A 16,598-nucleotide genomic window follows, 5' to 3' on the forward strand; every position below is an offset into this window, starting at 1 on the left:
ATCTCTCAGCACTTTACCAGTCTTCCTCATCATAAGGTAAAATTATAAAGTTTCCATTCTCTGTAACTCTATAATATTTATCCGTTTCTGTATCTACCATAAGTATAGGAATAACACCACTCTCAAGAACAGTACCGTCGATATAGTAGTGCGATTCACCGTCATAATATATATCATGAAACCTTGGGTCTTCTGAAATAACTTCGGTTCCAATATGGCCAGCTACGATTTTATAGTTATCATAAAATTTTCCTGTTTGGGCTGGATATTTTTCTGTAAAAGTGAAATCATCCGTTGCCCATTCCCACATATCTCCAGCTTCTTCCTCAACTCCAGCATGTACAAATATTATGTTACTCTCGTAAAAAAAATAATACCTTGGAAGAGTCATCATCCACTGGACATACCTATCTTCTTTTGCCTCATCGATATTGTCTTCACTATGCGAAAAACGATCGGCCGCAATAGGCCATCTACCACAACAAGCCATGTCTTCATGATTTCCCATTAGAGCCATACATTTATCCACTCCATATTTTCGCTGTAGTTCTATTATCTTGTCTAAAACTCCATAGCTATCCGGACCACCATGAATATAATCTCCAAGTAAAATGAGTTTCGTATTATTTTCTATAAGATGTGTTTCTATCAAAGATAATGCATAATCAAATTCTGAAATACATCCATGGATATCTGACAAACAATAAATTTTCATTAAATCCTTAACCCCCACTTTAAATAATAATAACGGTTTATATATATCATTTTTATATATTTTCGCATTAATTAATAATATCTATCAATATACCATATTCTCTCTTACATCAATAAATAAAATTTCTATTACTATATAATAAAACTGATAATTATTCATTAATAATTCTTGCTCTTGCCAACCTTTTTGCTCTATTATCGATTATTTCAATTGCATTACATAAAAAATTATGGATACTACCCATAGCAAGTATTTTTTCTGTATCAGTTAAATTTTTCAATTTCTTTTGAGTATATGGTAGCTTTACATTTTTTAATGGAGAAAGCTGAACAAAGTTTTTCCAACCAACTTCTCCAATGCCAAAAGAATCAAAATAAGCAGGATTATTTCCCATATTAAACTTTTCGTTAGTAGCACCTGAATTCAAAAAATAATTTCTTATAGCCTCAAAAAAAACATCTGGAAATTCATGATATGTATAATTTTTAACGTATTGTAAATATGGGTTTACTTTCATTCCTTCATAATCTTTCCTAGGTTTTATGATTGGCATAAAATTTGCGAAAGTGTGATATTTTTTGTAAAAGAGTTCAAATTCTTCATTGCTCACAATTTACACATCCCATTTTTAACCGTTATTTTTTAATAATATTTTTGCAATAAGCACTGCGTGATCTGGATATCCTTTTGCAATTTCCCAGTTTTTCTTGTTAGGGTTTTTTACAAAAAATTCCTTTCCTTTGTAAAATCTTAAAAAGTCCCATTTGTATTCTATATCTTTTGTAAAATAATTACTTAGCAAATGGTCATATTTGTTTATGAAATATTCATTTTTTTCAGGTTCCTCTGCTTCACATTCGGTGCACTTTGCTCCAATCGATGATAAATTTCCTGTAGCTGTATATAATGAAATTTTTTGTCCACTTTCTTTATATACAAAGTTCCTGATTTTTTGAAAATTATGCTCAATAGAATCCTTATCTTTATATATTTCTTCAATCGTTTTCTCGTTTTCAACTTCATTACCAAGAATTCGTGAATTGTTAAAATCGCCGACAACAATCACATTATCAATTGTTTTTATGTATCTAGTCAGTTGCTTATACTGCTCAAATCTTTGTGATTGTTCAAGCAATCTTTCCTGCCTATTTGACGAGTTCGATTTTTTACAATCGATTCTAATTCTTGTTCCAATTACCGAAATTTCTTCTGATTTTATTTTTATTTTTATTTCATAAAAATCTGGAAAATCTTTCCCTGTGTCAGGATTTTTGATTTCATTTTCCATTTTTACAAGTTCAATACCACATTCTTTTTTTACTCCGATGCATATACCATTTTGATGAGGATAATAAGAACTTTCAAACACAAAATATCTTTTCTCTAGTATATTCTTTAGATCACACCAACCAATTGATTTAACAAATTCTGTTAGTACAAAGATATGGGGATTTTTATCGAAAATCTCATTTGCAATTAAATTTACTGGAATTATATAATTATGTGAACCCGTTCTTGCATTTATATTCCATTCAAATATGGTTAATGAATCTTCCGTTGTAATTGTTTTACGTAAGTTATTAGCTACAAGCTCAAGAATTACATCAATAACTTGCGATATATACAATCTTTTGCCACAACTATCTTGTAGCATATTCTGTATATCGAGAATTTTATCATAGATTTCCTGCCTTAAACTAACTGATGTGGATTTTGCTTCAATACCCTTCTTATCAGAAAACAGTTTTTTAATTACATTATCCCATTCAACTTTTGAAATATTAGATGAATTTTCTACAGCTAATCCAACTATATAACCCGATGTAATCTTATCATTTTTATCGAAAAAGTGCTTTTTGATAACTCCAATATTCTTTTTCGCTTCTTCCTTCATTCTTACTTTGAGAATCATCTCATTGCCTCCGTAGTATTTTTAACTACACTTAGTATATGTTTGCTACGCTATTTTGTCAATAGTTAATTTGCAATCCATAAAAAAAGTGAGCGACAAAGACTTCTCCTTGCCGCTTCTTGTATTAATTATAGATTAAATTGGTACTCACGGCCTCCATAGCGACGTTGCGGATGGTGTTCATTTTACCTACACACGCCATTTGCCCGATTGTCATTAACTGATTATACTGTTTGATATATCGCAGGTGTCTCTGTAACCATACGCCCACTGGATTCTGTTTTTCATCAGGTAGTGTTATACAAGGCAGATAATATTCACCTTGTTTTTCGTACCAAAGACCGTTCTTTTCATCGTAAATGTACTTTTCTTTATAAGTTTCTCCAGATAGAGATTTTTTCCACAACAAACATCCTATGCAATCAATGCACTGTATACATTATTTATTGATTTCATATCAACTTTTGTTAGCATCTTAAAAATTCGCATTAAAAAACCGCTGAATTTCAGCGGTTTTAATCTTTTATTACATCATTCCTGGCATTATGTATTTGTATGTCAAGTGGTGTTTTATGTTAACTTATATGTTGTTATGTGTAGATAGTTTTGTATTGTTTGCATTATGTGAATTTAATTTATGTTATTTGCGTTAGCATTTTGTTAACATGCTTGTATATTAGTTTATTAAATATCCCTGTCTATAATTTTACATATTTTATAAAATTATTCTCAATACTATTTAATATATTCAAGCATACATTCTTTAACATTTGTGTTTTTTGGATATTTTATAAAATCTCCTTCATTATATTAACAAAGGTATTTTCAACAAAAAATTTGACTTCGTCAAAGTCAACTCCCCTACCCCTCAATCTTGAGGTGTAGTTTTTTTCGTTTGTATTTTTTCTTTTTCTTTAATTTATTGTATTATCTTACTTATGAGTAAATATTCTATTAAACAACTTTTCAATGATAACTGGATAGCATTTAAATCTTCATATCCCTAATATACGCAATGTTTTGTAAAGAAGTTGATAAAATGCTTTCTTGCGGTGATATTTATAAATATGGTAAAGTATACAAATGACAATTAGGTATTATTGCTACTTGCATATTTTAATGCTTCTTTTAGAGTTAAAGATATTTCCATATCTGTTGCCATGAAAGGATGTCTTATTTGAAAAAACATATTATTACTTGAAAGTGAATGGGACTGAATATATTCTTTTTTAAAATTAACAATATAATCAGAAACTATTTTACTAATAGGTTGTATATTATATGTCAAATAGTAATTTGTGTCTGGCATATCTTCAATACTATAAAATACAGGATATTGTATTTTATTTTCATCATCTTGCTTACAAGGCTTATCGCTAATAAAAGCTGATTTAATAGATCCCCATTTTTTATCACTTCTAATAAGCAAAATATGAACGCAATGATTTTTAGGAATTTTTAATGTAATTATAGACTCAGGTATTTCATCATTATTTTCCCTTAATTCTGTTTCCATGATCATAATACTTTCTAAACAACGATTGGAATTATAATTATAAAAATTTGGGATTGACTTTTGAAATACTATTTTTCCTTTATTCTTAATATGCATAACACCATCAATATTTTGTTGATTTGGGGTATGCAAAGAAAGATGGTGGTTATTATTTTTTTTATCATAATCTATATAACAAGCACCACTTGGTTGGATTTTTAATATTCTAACCAGTGAAATAAATCCTTGATCATTTTTAACGCAAAAAGATATAGTTTTATTCATAAAAACTCCTTTCTCATGGTTGTGTATTGTGATATAAGGTATCTATTGATAGCAAGCACAAAACCACCCAAAGATACACTCTGAACATTTAGCATAGTTGTATTATACTATATTCAACACAAAGCCTTCCATTAATTAATTCCATCACTAATTAACAATTTCTGCAATCTGCCAAACTCTATCCAAATAGTCTATAAAATCAAATAATCCAACCCCTCACCAATCGGTGTAAAATTCGGATTATTCCTCTTTGATGAACCTGAGAGGAATCGAACCCACGGTACATGCCATTGAGGTCATGTGTTTTATATGGTATCACCGTTTCTTTTTTTGTTATATTTTTCAAAGATGTCGTTTGTCACCTTATTTAACACGATATATTAAAAAACATTTAACAATTACAGGAAATAGTCAATAGTTATAAGTAACACAAATGTCACTAAACCTCCTAACGAAAAGTATAAACCTCTTTTGTAGGTTTTGAATTTTAAATCGCATATCTTAGCACATATATAAATTTGTGACAAAATATCATTGATGTAATCATCTTCACTTGTATTATTTATTTTTTCTAAATATTTGTCATAACTTGAATTAGTTGCTATAGAAGAAAAGCAAATGATAGATTCGGAACATATTTTCTGGCTATTATCCAATTCTTTCATATTAGTTTTAGGAATAAGAGTACGGACGAGGTTATATCCACCATAAAGCGAAGCACCTACCGATATAGCAATTAACAATAAAAACAAAATATTCCCGCAAGAAGGAGTATTAATTTTCTTTGCAAATCTCTATTCTATTATATTTAAAATAAGCTTAAAAATCAAATTTATTTTACAACTTACACAACTTACAATGTCCATTCAAAATGTGCCCTAATTCATGAAGTATAATAAAACGAGTAACAAATATTCCTAGTAATTTAGCTTTCGCATCATCTATTATTTTACTATCAAAAATTTCTATTTTTCCTTTTTTAAAAAAGGCTCTTTCATACGATATTTTTTTGAGTTCATCTTCTTCATTTTCGAAGTTAAATGCCTGAAGCATAGCATTCTTATCTTGCTCCATCACTTTTGTAAAATAGTCATAATATAATTCTATTACCCCACTAGTATATATAATCTTGTACCTTTAACTATTTAAGTTTATTTGATATAATATTTATCTGTTCAAACATTTGCATCTTAGATTTGTCTCCTCCATAATAATAGTATTTCTTTAAATAGTAATCAATTTCTAACCATTTATGTGTCATAATTACTTCAAAAGCCTTGTCTGCTTTTTTAACATTCATATTTTTCTTTATGTCTATGATTAATCCTGAAACCAAAATTCCAAAAGTATATGGAAGTAAGAGTAAGTAAACTAAATTTGATAAATTAGTTTTACTAAAATTTTTATAATAGTCGTAAATACTCATATCAATTGTATCATTAGGCATATTCTCTAATAACATTTTACCTTTTTCGTGTGCAAATTGCACTATAGAATCAGTAGCTATATTTATAACAAAAAACATTACAATACTACACAGTGTAAATATAATTATTGCAGTTTTAAATGCATATATTAACTTATTATACTGATAATATGGTGTACCAAAAATTAGTACAATATATAATATAATACTTATCGAAGCAGTAACGGAAGTTATTAGAGGCATTTTTTCAAATATGAATCCCCACATAACAATACTATCTATTTGAGATTTATCAAATAAATTAGGTATATTTACACAATTTCCATGAACAAAAACTGATAACATTATAACTACAAATATAATTAATCCTAAGAAAATAAGCAATCCTTGCATAGTTGACATTAGAACGCACAATACCTTCAAAGTAATTAAATTTTTTTGTATAGAGAAATAGACAGATACAAAATATATACTTGCATAACAAACAACTATCCAAATTAAGCTATTACCATAATATTTCATAAAAACTTCGTCCATAGATATACATAAAATTACATTTACTACTATAGCAACACAATCACTAAATTGATAACTTCTCATTTTTCTATCATTTGTTTGCTTTTCATCATCCAAAGAATAAAATTCTAGCATTTTAATTTTTTTGTGTCTATTAATTAGTCTATATCCAAAAATAATACATGACATAATAACTGATATAATATAGAAAATTTTACTTTTAATAAATACAAAAAAAATAGTTGATAGAAAAAATAAAATATAAAATAATTTAATGCTATTTGTATAAAATATTTTATCAATTACTTTTTTCATGATTGTTCCTCCTTAGGCTTATCTAATAGTAAGTATATTAGTGGTAATTAATGTCCATTACTTTAATCAATAAAGATATAACCAAATTAAAGTTATTTATATATCTTTTACCATATTTGGACAGCTGTTAATATAATTGCTCTTTTGAGAGTGGTATGTTGTCGCTCAATGCGTTTATTCATAAATCAAACGTTACTGTAGTTTACTGTTATGGAACAAGCAATCATAGAATCATTATTCCATACAGCTTTAATATCTTTTGTATGATAAAATTGATTGATAACGGTAAGCTTTTGTATGTTTATAATGTAAGAACAAAACTAATTATGCCTACATTCGATAAACAAAAAAATGTATAAAAGAATTATTAAGAGATATTGCTGTATTATCAAGAAACAGTTTCAAACTTAATTGTCTCTCTTTACTTGCCATCTACATTTTGTCAGAATTTATATGACACTTCAAACCTGTCCCAAAGTACTTTTAATAAGTATAATCAACAAAATATATTATTTGCTTTATATATAATGGTTTTTTTGTGTTAGCATTTTGTTACATACAAATAATTTATATTGAAATAGTTTTTTTACACTTCTGTTTGAACTTGTCCAAAAATATGTTCAATTTCATCTTTAATATTTGATATTTCATCTAAGTATAAAATGCTCAAGTTTTTGACAGCCCTAGTGGTTGCAACATAAAGTAAATTTCTTGCTTTTTCTATTTTACTTCCTTCACCTGACTCTGAAACCTCAAAATAACTTTTAAATAATTTGCTAAAATACTCATTGTCTCTATTAAATTGATTTTTCATTATTATAATAACATTATCAAATTCTAATCCTTTAGTTCCATGATATGTATGGTAAATAACCTTATCTTTTCTCTTTGATATAATATAATTATACCACAAGTCAAATTCATCAATATTCAAATTTAAAAATTCTTCAACTTTCTTCCTGTCTTTTTTAACACCATCATCATTATCTTCGTCTGTTTGAAACAACTTTGTAAATATTGTCTCTTCAATTTTTTTATACGAGTTATTCTCTTTGCCTATATAGTAATCTATACATATATCATAATTTTTATCTCCCTGATTATATAATTTAAATATATTATAGATATATTCTTTTAATGATTCTCCACTAATTTTTTTAAATTTATTAATCAACTCTCTTAGCAATTCAATATTTAAAACTTTGCATACATCTAAATAAATAATTTCATAAACCATTGTTCTATCATCATTTATTTTGTTTCTAAAGTCTATAATTTTAAAAATTAAATTCTGAACAACTCCTAATTTTTTAGTATCTGTACTTAAGAGTTCTTGACTTAAATTTTTATAATTTATTCCCGTTCTATAATAGTTAGATAATTCAAAAAAATTATAAATATTTTCAAAGCCACTTTCTTTGGCTACTACTTTATTAGTTAGAACAAAACAATGCAATTGATTTTCCTGTGTAATATTCCACTTTTCAATATGTTTATTTATAAACTCTTCTACTGTAATATTAGTATTTGCATAAAAATTGACACTTCCTCCAGTAAAATTATCATATATCGATTCTTGTATTAAACCATCATTTCGAACTTTATTAGCAACTTCTATTATTTCATTCATTGACCTTCGGTTATACTTCTTTTGTATTTCGCATAGATTTTTATTTATTACTGTAAATTTATCTCCAACTCCTGTATTATAAATATTTTGTTTTAAATCACCATAATATCCTATAAATACTCTATGATTAATTGTTTTAGAAAAATCATCTAATAAACTAAGTGTTGTCACAACTTTATAATCAGTGTCTTGATATTCGTCTACTAATATAAATGGGTATTTATCACAAATAATATGTTTTAACAAATTATTTTGATTTACAAGATTATATGTATATTCTAATAAAGTATCATGGCTTATACACATCTTATCCAATCTATCAAAGTTGTAACGTGCATCATATTTAATTTCATTTAATTTTTTATCATCAATTTTAGTTACAGTTTCTTTATACCTTTTAATTCTAAACAAACAATCAACTACTTTTTTGAAATGTTTTTTATTATCTAAAATACCGTCAAATTCTTGCATTATAGATTTAAAGTTCTCTTCTATAACATCTGCTAATTCATTTTTACATTTGTAATATAAATCTTTTTTGTCAACCATTACATCAAGAAACTTTAATCTCTTTTCTTCATTTAATTTTTTATATTTTTCAGCCCACTTCTCTGTTTGCAATGCATTTTTTTTAAAATTAATTTCCTGGTTAAGTTTTTCTTTATGAATTTGAACAAGCTGTTTTTGATATGGCTTAATGATATCCCAAACTATTACGTGTATCGTTGAAACATCTACTAAACTTGTATTTCCAAGTCTTCCTTTAATTTCATTAGTCGCTACATTTGTATATGTAATACATAAAATTTTTTGATTATGTGCCTCAAGCTCTTTGTTATTTTTTTCTATAATATATTTTAATGTTTTTATTAACGTGTATGTCTTGCCTGCACCTGCTCCTGCATCAAATACAATGCTTTGTCTTTTATCTACACAGTCAAAAATATCTATCACTATATTATCTTCTTTTTCTTTTTTATCTTGTGATATTGATAAATTATTATAATTCACCTATTTACCCCCTAACCTATTTTCAAGAAATTTAAACCCATCTACTATATATTTAGGTAATTTAGGAATATTTTCATTGCTTTCGCACGTTAAAATATTATATAGTAAGCTATTAGCAAACCTGCTTTTTGAATTAGATAGCTTTACTTGCAATTTATATGAATTATTAATTAGTCCACCATTTTTTATAATATTCTTATATATGTCAGGTTTAATATCTTTTAAAACATTATTTAATATTTTATTATCACTATTTGTTAAAATAAAAGCTTCCTCAAAACTGGTTGAATAATATCCCTTTATACGATTTTTTTGAAATATTATTTTTAAATTATTTAGTTCTATATACCCACTTTTAACAATATCACATAATTTTTCTTTATCATAAAAAAATTTTATAGTTTCATTAGTTGTTATCCTACTACATAATGTATTAATTTGTTTATAAACTTCTGGAAAACCTTCTTCACCTTTTTCTTTTTTACTACGCTTAATATCTATATCTGTAATAATTAGCGATGGTACATTTAATATATCAATTAATTTTGCATATACCTTTGCATGTGCACCATCTATCAAGAAAGCAGAAATATAATATTGATTTAATTTAGAATTTTCATCAATGTAATATTGTAATAATGTATATTCGGTTATTCCTTCTACAAAAATAACAGCATCTGAAAAAAATAGTTCTGATACCTTATATTTTATGTGCTTTTTCAAAAAGTTTAATTCATACTTTGTTATCTTTTCTTCATCTTCAGATTTAAAATCTATATCTATAATTTTATCATCATTTAGGCTTACTGACTTTGCTATACCATCAACTGTAGTAATGTAATTTATATTATTGAATGTATTTCCTGAGTGTATTTTACTGTTTAAAATATGTGATGAATGAGTAGTTATAATTATTTGACTATTTACATGTTTATTTTTGCTTTCTAATAGGGCTGATATCATATCATCAATGTATTTAATAAATTGTTCCTGCATTTGAGGATGCATAAACGTTTCTGGTTCTTCAATTGATATTAAATTTACCTTGCTATTAAAAGATGATTCTGGATATTTTTCCATATAAGTAATTATGTCAGCAACTATCATCATTAAATGTGTATAACCTAATCCAAATTGCTGTTCTGGAATATTATTGTTACCTTCTACATACTCATACTTTATAACACTTTGAATTAGCTTTTGAAATGTTAAATCCGACTTTAACAATACCTTGCATTTTTCACTTAAAATAACTTTACTTAAAGATTTGTTAATGTCATCACTATGATTCTTTTTTATATCCTTAGATAACTTATTGTTAATTTTTAAAATTTCATCATCTAATTTATCCACAATTTTTTCATCAATAATTATATTATATCTATATTCAATAATTTTTTGAAATGCTTTTGATAAGCAATTATTATTTTTAATATTAATAGCTTTTATGGGTGTTAATTCTATTAATTTATTTAAACTAAAGATATTTCTTTTTTCATTAGCTGAATTGTAGTATACGGTTTGAAATTCTGTCTTATTTATTAAATACAAAAATCTATCGAATTCCTGGCTTTTATAATCTTTGGCTAAAAATTTTTCTAAATCTTTTATATATATTTCACTATCTTTTACTTCATACTTTACAATAATTTCTACTTCTGATTTTTTTACATCTTCTAATGACATAAACGGAATAATGTTTGTTACTAAGTCTTCATTGTTGTTATCTATTCCAATTATTATTACAAATTTTAAATATGGACATGAAATAGCGTCAATCTCTTTAAAATCATGTTTTTTATATTTTTCTAACAAATTCTTGAGATAATTAAAATTAAAATCTTCTGCTTTAAATTTAGTTTCATTTATAAGTTTGTTTAAAGCTTCAGTAACAGTTGTTTTACCGCTATTATTCTTTCCAACTATAAGAGTAGTTTTTTGTGCGATATTAACTTTATTATTTACAGCTGTGCTTTTTTTATAGTCCTCTGCATCAATAAACTCAATAGTATTATCTTTATCTATTTCTCCAAATTTTCTAAAATTAATAATAGATAAGCTCTTTAAATACATAGTTTTCCTCCAAAATAACAATTCCAATAATTTTTTGATATTATATTACATATTATACCATTTATTTTCCATTTTACAAGGAATAAAGGTAAATAAATGTATTTTTAATTTAGTATAGCTTAATTAATAATTTAACGTTAGAAAAATTATATTTTAAAAACAATATACAAAAAAAACTCAGAACTAATCATTAAAGACATATTTCTGAGTTTTTGCTTTTAGGGTGTATAACAATCTATACTTGATTGTTATACCATATTATATAATTAATAATTTTAAAAACAGTGTTTTTATTATCCTCTACCTAATCTTCTTTTCTGAAGTTTTTTCCATATATTTCTACACGTCTTGCACAAATCAGAATCAAATTTCAAAAACTCTATAAGAACAACATTATCAACAAGATCTAATGCATCTTCTATATTTTCATTATTTCTTACAATATTATCAATTTTTTTAAGCAATTCTTTCTTTTTATCTTCAGGAAAATTTTCTACAATTGGTAACATGATATTTCCCATCTCACCAGGCAGAATTTCAAGCACACCACCACCATAACTCCTACCACATATTTCGGTAAATGCAAAAGAAATACTGTTATAATAAGAAAGAAGTAATGTTTCTGCATCCACCTCTTCATTTAACTTCATACGATGCATCGTATCCGTTGAAATTGCTTCACACTTATTTAATACAAACTTCGGATATAAGTTGTTACGTCTTAAGAAAAATGCATCTGGTATCCAGATGGAAGGTACTATATACCATCTATCTCTAATAGAGCATTTGTATCCTTTATCCGCATCATTATCTTCACCTAATTTAATATACTCTGTATGCCTTAAAGCATACTCTCTAAAAGGTTTTGAAGGAAATACTACTAATCTAGCTTTTTTACCATTATCATCATTTTTCTTCCAATCTGATTTAGTAAAATATATCCCGTGCGCATGAGAACTTCTTCCAATTAAAGGAAGTGTTACTTCATCAAGTTGATATATTTCACTTGTTTGTTTATCAACAGAAAAATAGTCATTGTTACCTGTTGTAACACCTACATTGATAGTACCAAAACTAGAAAATGATGCAAACCGCGCATCTTTTTTTATTTGCTGTATTGCCTTTATTTCATCAGATGTAGTAAAATATTTCGTCCATTTCTCCTTAACATGCTGCATTTTTTGATATCCATTAGAATGCAAGTCTAATGAGGCAAAATCATCTAAATCATTTATTTCTACTATTCTTATACCTTTTTCTTCACCACCCTTTTCTCCAACAAATACAATCACCTCTTGCTCTATTTCAGGAAATACAAGCTTCTCAAATGTAATTAGAGTAATTCTTGAATATTGATTCGATAAAAATAATCGTAAGTCCTCAGCATATGCTACTTGCAATATTTCTGCAGGTATTACAAATGCTATTCTTCCTGTTTCATTTAACATTTGTGTACAAGCTACCAAAAATCCAACCCATACATTTACAAGTTTATTTGACTTCATTCCATGAGATGTAAGAATACATGATAAACTTTCACGTTGTTCTTCTGAAAGATATTGATAACGAATGTAAGGAGGGTTTCCTAAAATTAAATCATATTTTAAAGATTTATAATTCTGATTATAAAAATCAAAAAAATCATTATTTATAATATCTACATTCATATATTTATTATATTTATTATATTTATTTTTTACCTTATGCGCTTCCTGTGTATCCAATTCTATAGCTGTAAATTTCTCAACTTTTTTCAAAAAATTCTTTTCCTTCATACTATCAAGAAACACACCATCTCCACAACTAGGCTCTAAAATCTTTGATATATTTTCGGCAGCAAAAAGATCTACCATAGCATTTGCTAATTGCAATGGCGTATAATATGCTCCTCTTAACTTTTGCTCTGTATTATCTTTTTTTAATTTCATTGTCTTTAATCATCCTTTAAGAATTCAAGCCTATATACTTTATTTATATTTATTTCAATTGATTTAATAAGTTTAATTTTTTTTCGTTCAAGTGTAGTAACAACACTTTTTTCAGGTTTTTTTATTAACTGCTCATTAATTTTATAAATCTCTCGTGTCTCTTTTACAACAATATCATATATTTCTTTTTGCTCTGGAATATTAAAATCTAGTTCAACAAACGGTAACATTTTCAAAACATCACCACCACGAGCAAAATAACCACCTTCAAAATCACTACCTATAATCTGTAATATGCGTTCCGTGTGTAAATTTGTAAGCCATGCTTGAATATACTCTAACTCATACGGACTATCTTCTTTAATAGTTATGGCACAATATCCTGCTGTACCTCCAACCGATATTAACATATTCTGAGTATCATATGCATACATAGGAGCTTTGCTCATAATTCCAACAATTAGCTTTATTCTATTAGCAAATGATGAAAGATGCTGATTCCTGCCATATTGATACCAAGTATCAGCTGTTGCATAAGGAACTTTTCTTTTCCCTTGTGGTGCTATTCCTCGTGGTACAAGATCATCATAATTATCAAGTAAATATTTGTATGTACCGCTATATTTAGTTTTTATTATATCTTGAGCAAATAAATGCCCATTAACATCATATGGAAATATAATCCATTTATCGGTTTGCAAGATACTATAAGTATTTAATCCCTTTTCGCTTTTTTTAACAGGTTTAAAATATGGTCTTAATATATCTTTTTCAATAGTATAAGTCTTATTGTTTTTAAAAATAGTAAATGTATTTTCATCTTCCTGCAGAACATTTTCTAATGAAAACCAATATGTTTTATTAGTTTCTGCGCTTGTTTGAATTCCTCCAAAAATATCAACATATTTTGTAATTGAAACAGCAACATTATCTAATTTCTTCAATAAATTCAAGAAATCAAAATCAGTAGTCAATCTCCAAGGATATTCATTAAGTATAGTGCTTTTTAATACAACAGAACAATTCTCTTCTCCCGACCATAATGCTGCGGAGGACTTTACCTTTGCATAATTAAATTGTTCACAAATCTGTTTTTGCATTAAAATAATTGAACTATAAATTGTTTTGTCAGCAAAAAGTTGTGCATCACCAAAATCATCTAATGAAACCAAAAACTGATTTGTCGATATAAGCTTTCTCAACTTTTGACCAGCTCCAATTTTAAAGAACTTATTAGGAATAATGTAACAAACATATCCTCCATCTATAACTTTTTGAATAGATCTTTCTACAAAAACAAAGTATTTATCAAACTGCTTATAAGCAGTTTGATAACTTTTTTTGTATAAATCAAATTCAAGTTGAGCTAGAAGATTATGCATACCTTCTGTATTTACGTATGGAGGATTTCCAATAATAGCATCAAAAGATTTACCACCATTAATTAAATTCCAATCAAATGGTGCAATTTCAATCAATTCTTCATTTGAAACATTCATCTTTGCTAACTCATTACTGCTAATTAATGAATTACCATAAACAATATTATCATCAATATTAGGTAATATTGGTGAACAAGATTCTACAGATGGATTTGATTCATCCTCTATAAGTTTAATTAATAATGAAAATTTCGCAACTTCAACAGCATGAATATCTATGTCTATACCAAAAATGCACGAAGATAATATTCTTTTTTTATCCTCTAGCGGTAATTTTTTGCGCCCTGAATCTAATTCAATCAAATAATCAGGCTGATTTATCTTGTACCACTCTATACAATACTGTATCAAATAATTATAGGCTTCCTCCAAGAATATTCCAGACCCACAAGCAATATCCGCAATTTTTAATTTTTCCACTTCTTTTGGTGCTTTTCCTGAACATAATCTACTTAAAGTTTTTTCGACCATATATTTGACAATTTCAGTTGGAGTAGTTACAACTGCTCTATTAACACAATCTTTCTTCTTTTTCAGGATAATTGTATCATTATCAGAAATAGATAGTTGTTCTGTTAAAAATGCCTCATATATTTTTCCAAGTAAGTTTGGCTCAATAATATTAAACATATATGGACTTTGAGGATAATAAAGGCTTATAATAATATCAATAATAATTTGGTTATTTAGATCAAAAATTATATTTTCACCTTCAAATATTCCAGAATTATATCTTCTATCTGCTAAACGGAAAAGTTCCTCTAATTTTATTTTTACCTGTTCACCATTAATTGTGTCCTTTAATTTATGATATAATGGTAAATTTCTGTCTTCACATATTCTCAAAAAAACAATTTGATTTATAAACTCCTGTACCACATCATTAAGCTTTCCTATTGAACGATATTTTTCAGATGTACTGTATAAATAATTACTTAATGATAATCTCCAGTTGTTAATTTGCTCTAAAAATAAATCGTCAACTTGTTTTTTATGTCTTTCTGAACAGATAAAATTATTTACACAAAAGTTATCAAAAACACCATTATAGATATTATCACGAGATAAAAGCTCTTCTATTTCATTAAATTTACTTGAGTATTCGCTATAGTGATATTTACGATATAACGCTACAGAGCAATTATCGTTTATTTCCGGAACATAAGTAGTATCATACACAATTAAATATTCAAAATTTGTTAGCACAACTATCTTATGATTTGCATTCCAGCCATACTTTCTTGCTTGAAATGCCGATTCAAATACTTTACTAATATCAACTGCCGGTTTCTTTGCTTCAACAAAAAACTTTGTAACTCCCTTCAATGTTAATGAGTAATCTGGTCGGTCTGTTTCAGTTGAATAATTCTCAACAATAACTTCCCTATATTGAGGAGGTAATGCTTTTTCGTTAGATACATCCCATCCCAACAGTTTAAGCAATGGATCAATATATTCAATCCTGCAAGAATGTTCATTATAATGCTTATTAGCGTCATGATAATATTCAAGATTTTCTTCAAACTTTCTAGTCAGACTTTCAATCTGTTCTATTTTGTTCATTTTTTATCTCCATTCTTACATTTTCTAGCATCGTTTGGCTTTTCTGCATCTTTTGGAAGTACCCATAAATTAGCCATTTTAGTTGCACCTTTTATTCTGCCTTCTGAGCAAAGAATCTGTACACGCCTACGTGTTATTCCCCATTTATTAGCAGCATCCTGTGCCGTCATATACTCCATTTTTGCACCTTCCTTAATATATACATTTATGAAAAATTATAATATAAATCATTATATTCTATATATCGAACAATTACAATAATTACTTTATGAATCATAAAATTATCA

General features: G+C 26.9%; 13 protein-coding genes. All 13 read right to left on the bottom strand.

Features of this window, described 5'->3' with window-relative positions:
- Positions 1 to 13: 13 nt before the first annotated feature.
- The 13 genes from JYG23_RS08675 to JYG23_RS08735 all read right to left on the bottom strand — a co-directional run bounded on the left by JYG23_RS08675 (position 14) and on the right by JYG23_RS08735 (position 16,490).
- Entirely contained in the window at positions 14 to 715 is a 702-nt protein-coding gene (locus tag JYG23_RS08675) for a metallophosphoesterase (RefSeq protein WP_207235255.1), read from the bottom strand.
- A 151-nt stretch (positions 716 to 866) separates the two neighbouring features.
- Entirely contained in the window at positions 867 to 1,325 is a 459-nt protein-coding gene (locus JYG23_RS08680; RefSeq protein ID WP_207235256.1) for a hypothetical protein, read from the bottom strand.
- An 18-nt stretch (positions 1,326 to 1,343) separates the two neighbouring features.
- On the bottom strand, positions 1,344 to 2,627 hold the full coding sequence (locus tag JYG23_RS08685) for a hypothetical protein (protein WP_207235257.1): 1,284 nt from the start codon (positions 2,625 to 2,627) through the stop codon (positions 1,344 to 1,346).
- Between the two features lie 124 nt (positions 2,628 to 2,751).
- On the bottom strand, positions 2,752 to 3,036 hold the full coding sequence (locus tag JYG23_RS08690; RefSeq protein ID WP_371818595.1) for a TnpV protein: 285 nt from the start codon (positions 3,034 to 3,036) through the stop codon (positions 2,752 to 2,754).
- 681 nt (positions 3,037 to 3,717) lie between these two features.
- A complete protein-coding gene (locus JYG23_RS08695) occupies positions 3,718 to 4,407 on the bottom strand; it encodes a hypothetical protein (protein WP_207235259.1) in 690 nt (229 codons plus the stop codon).
- A gap of 398 nt (positions 4,408 to 4,805) precedes the next feature.
- Positions 4,806 to 5,159: a hypothetical protein gene (locus tag JYG23_RS08700; protein ID WP_207235260.1), complete on the bottom strand. Its 354-nt coding sequence runs from the start codon at positions 5,157 to 5,159 to the stop codon at positions 4,806 to 4,808.
- Between the two features lie 85 nt (positions 5,160 to 5,244).
- Positions 5,245 to 5,481, bottom strand: coding sequence for a hypothetical protein (locus JYG23_RS08705; RefSeq protein ID WP_207235261.1), 237 nt, complete (start codon positions 5,479 to 5,481; stop codon positions 5,245 to 5,247).
- Between the two features lie 67 nt (positions 5,482 to 5,548).
- Positions 5,549 to 6,664 carry a hypothetical protein gene (locus JYG23_RS08710; RefSeq protein ID WP_207235262.1) on the bottom strand — a complete coding sequence of 372 codons (1,116 nt, stop codon included), beginning with the start codon at positions 6,662 to 6,664 and terminating at the stop codon, positions 5,549 to 5,551.
- Positions 6,665 to 7,250: 586 nt separating this feature from the next.
- On the bottom strand, positions 7,251 to 9,305 hold the full coding sequence (locus JYG23_RS08715; protein WP_207235263.1) for a UvrD-helicase domain-containing protein: 2,055 nt from the start codon (positions 9,303 to 9,305) through the stop codon (positions 7,251 to 7,253).
- Positions 9,306 to 11,378 (bottom strand): ATP-dependent endonuclease, encoded by a 2,073-nt coding sequence (locus tag JYG23_RS08720; protein ID WP_207235264.1) that lies wholly within the window; start codon positions 11,376 to 11,378, stop codon positions 9,306 to 9,308.
- Positions 11,379 to 11,671: 293 nt separating this feature from the next.
- Positions 11,672 to 13,306, bottom strand: a complete 1,635-nt coding sequence (locus JYG23_RS08725; protein ID WP_207235265.1) for a class I SAM-dependent methyltransferase — start codon at positions 13,304 to 13,306, stop codon at positions 11,672 to 11,674.
- A 5-nt stretch (positions 13,307 to 13,311) separates the two neighbouring features.
- Positions 13,312 to 16,311: an Eco57I restriction-modification methylase domain-containing protein gene (locus JYG23_RS08730; RefSeq protein ID WP_207235266.1), complete on the bottom strand. Its 3,000-nt coding sequence runs from the start codon at positions 16,309 to 16,311 to the stop codon at positions 13,312 to 13,314.
- A complete protein-coding gene (locus JYG23_RS08735) occupies positions 16,308 to 16,490 on the bottom strand; it encodes a DNA-binding protein (protein WP_207235267.1) in 183 nt (60 codons plus the stop codon). The genes JYG23_RS08730 and JYG23_RS08735 overlap by 4 nt, the downstream gene beginning before the upstream one ends.
- Positions 16,491 to 16,598 lie beyond the last annotated feature (108 nt).

The sequence above is a fragment of the Sedimentibacter sp. zth1 genome (genome assembly GCF_017352195.1).
Taxonomy (GTDB): Bacteria; Bacillota; Clostridia; order Tissierellales; family Sedimentibacteraceae; genus UBA1535.

What these genes read in the sequence shown, in the direction of transcription:
- JYG23_RS08695 (WP_207235259.1), bottom strand. Translation starts at nt 4,407, where the DNA reads ATGAATAAAACTATATCTTTTTGCGTTAAAAATGATCAAGGATTTATT.
- JYG23_RS08685 (WP_207235257.1), bottom strand. Translation starts at nt 2,627, where the DNA reads ATGATTCTCAAAGTAAGAATGAAGGAAGAAGCGAAAAAGAATATTGGA.
- JYG23_RS08710 (WP_207235262.1), bottom strand. Translation starts at nt 6,664, where the DNA reads ATGAAAAAAGTAATTGATAAAATATTTTATACAAATAGCATTAAATTA.
- JYG23_RS08705 (WP_207235261.1), bottom strand. Translation starts at nt 5,481, where the DNA reads ATGGAGCAAGATAAGAATGCTATGCTTCAGGCATTTAACTTCGAAAAT.
- JYG23_RS08720 (WP_207235264.1), bottom strand. Translation starts at nt 11,378, where the DNA reads ATGTATTTAAAGAGCTTATCTATTATTAATTTTAGAAAATTTGGAGAA.
- JYG23_RS08725 (WP_207235265.1), bottom strand. Translation starts at nt 13,306, where the DNA reads ATGAAATTAAAAAAAGATAATACAGAGCAAAAGTTAAGAGGAGCATAT.
- JYG23_RS08730 (WP_207235266.1), bottom strand. Translation starts at nt 16,311, where the DNA reads ATGAACAAAATAGAACAGATTGAAAGTCTGACTAGAAAGTTTGAAGAA.
- JYG23_RS08735 (WP_207235267.1), bottom strand. Translation starts at nt 16,490, where the DNA reads ATGGAGTATATGACGGCACAGGATGCTGCTAATAAATGGGGAATAACA.
- JYG23_RS08675 (WP_207235255.1), bottom strand. Translation starts at nt 715, where the DNA reads ATGAAAATTTATTGTTTGTCAGATATCCATGGATGTATTTCAGAATTT.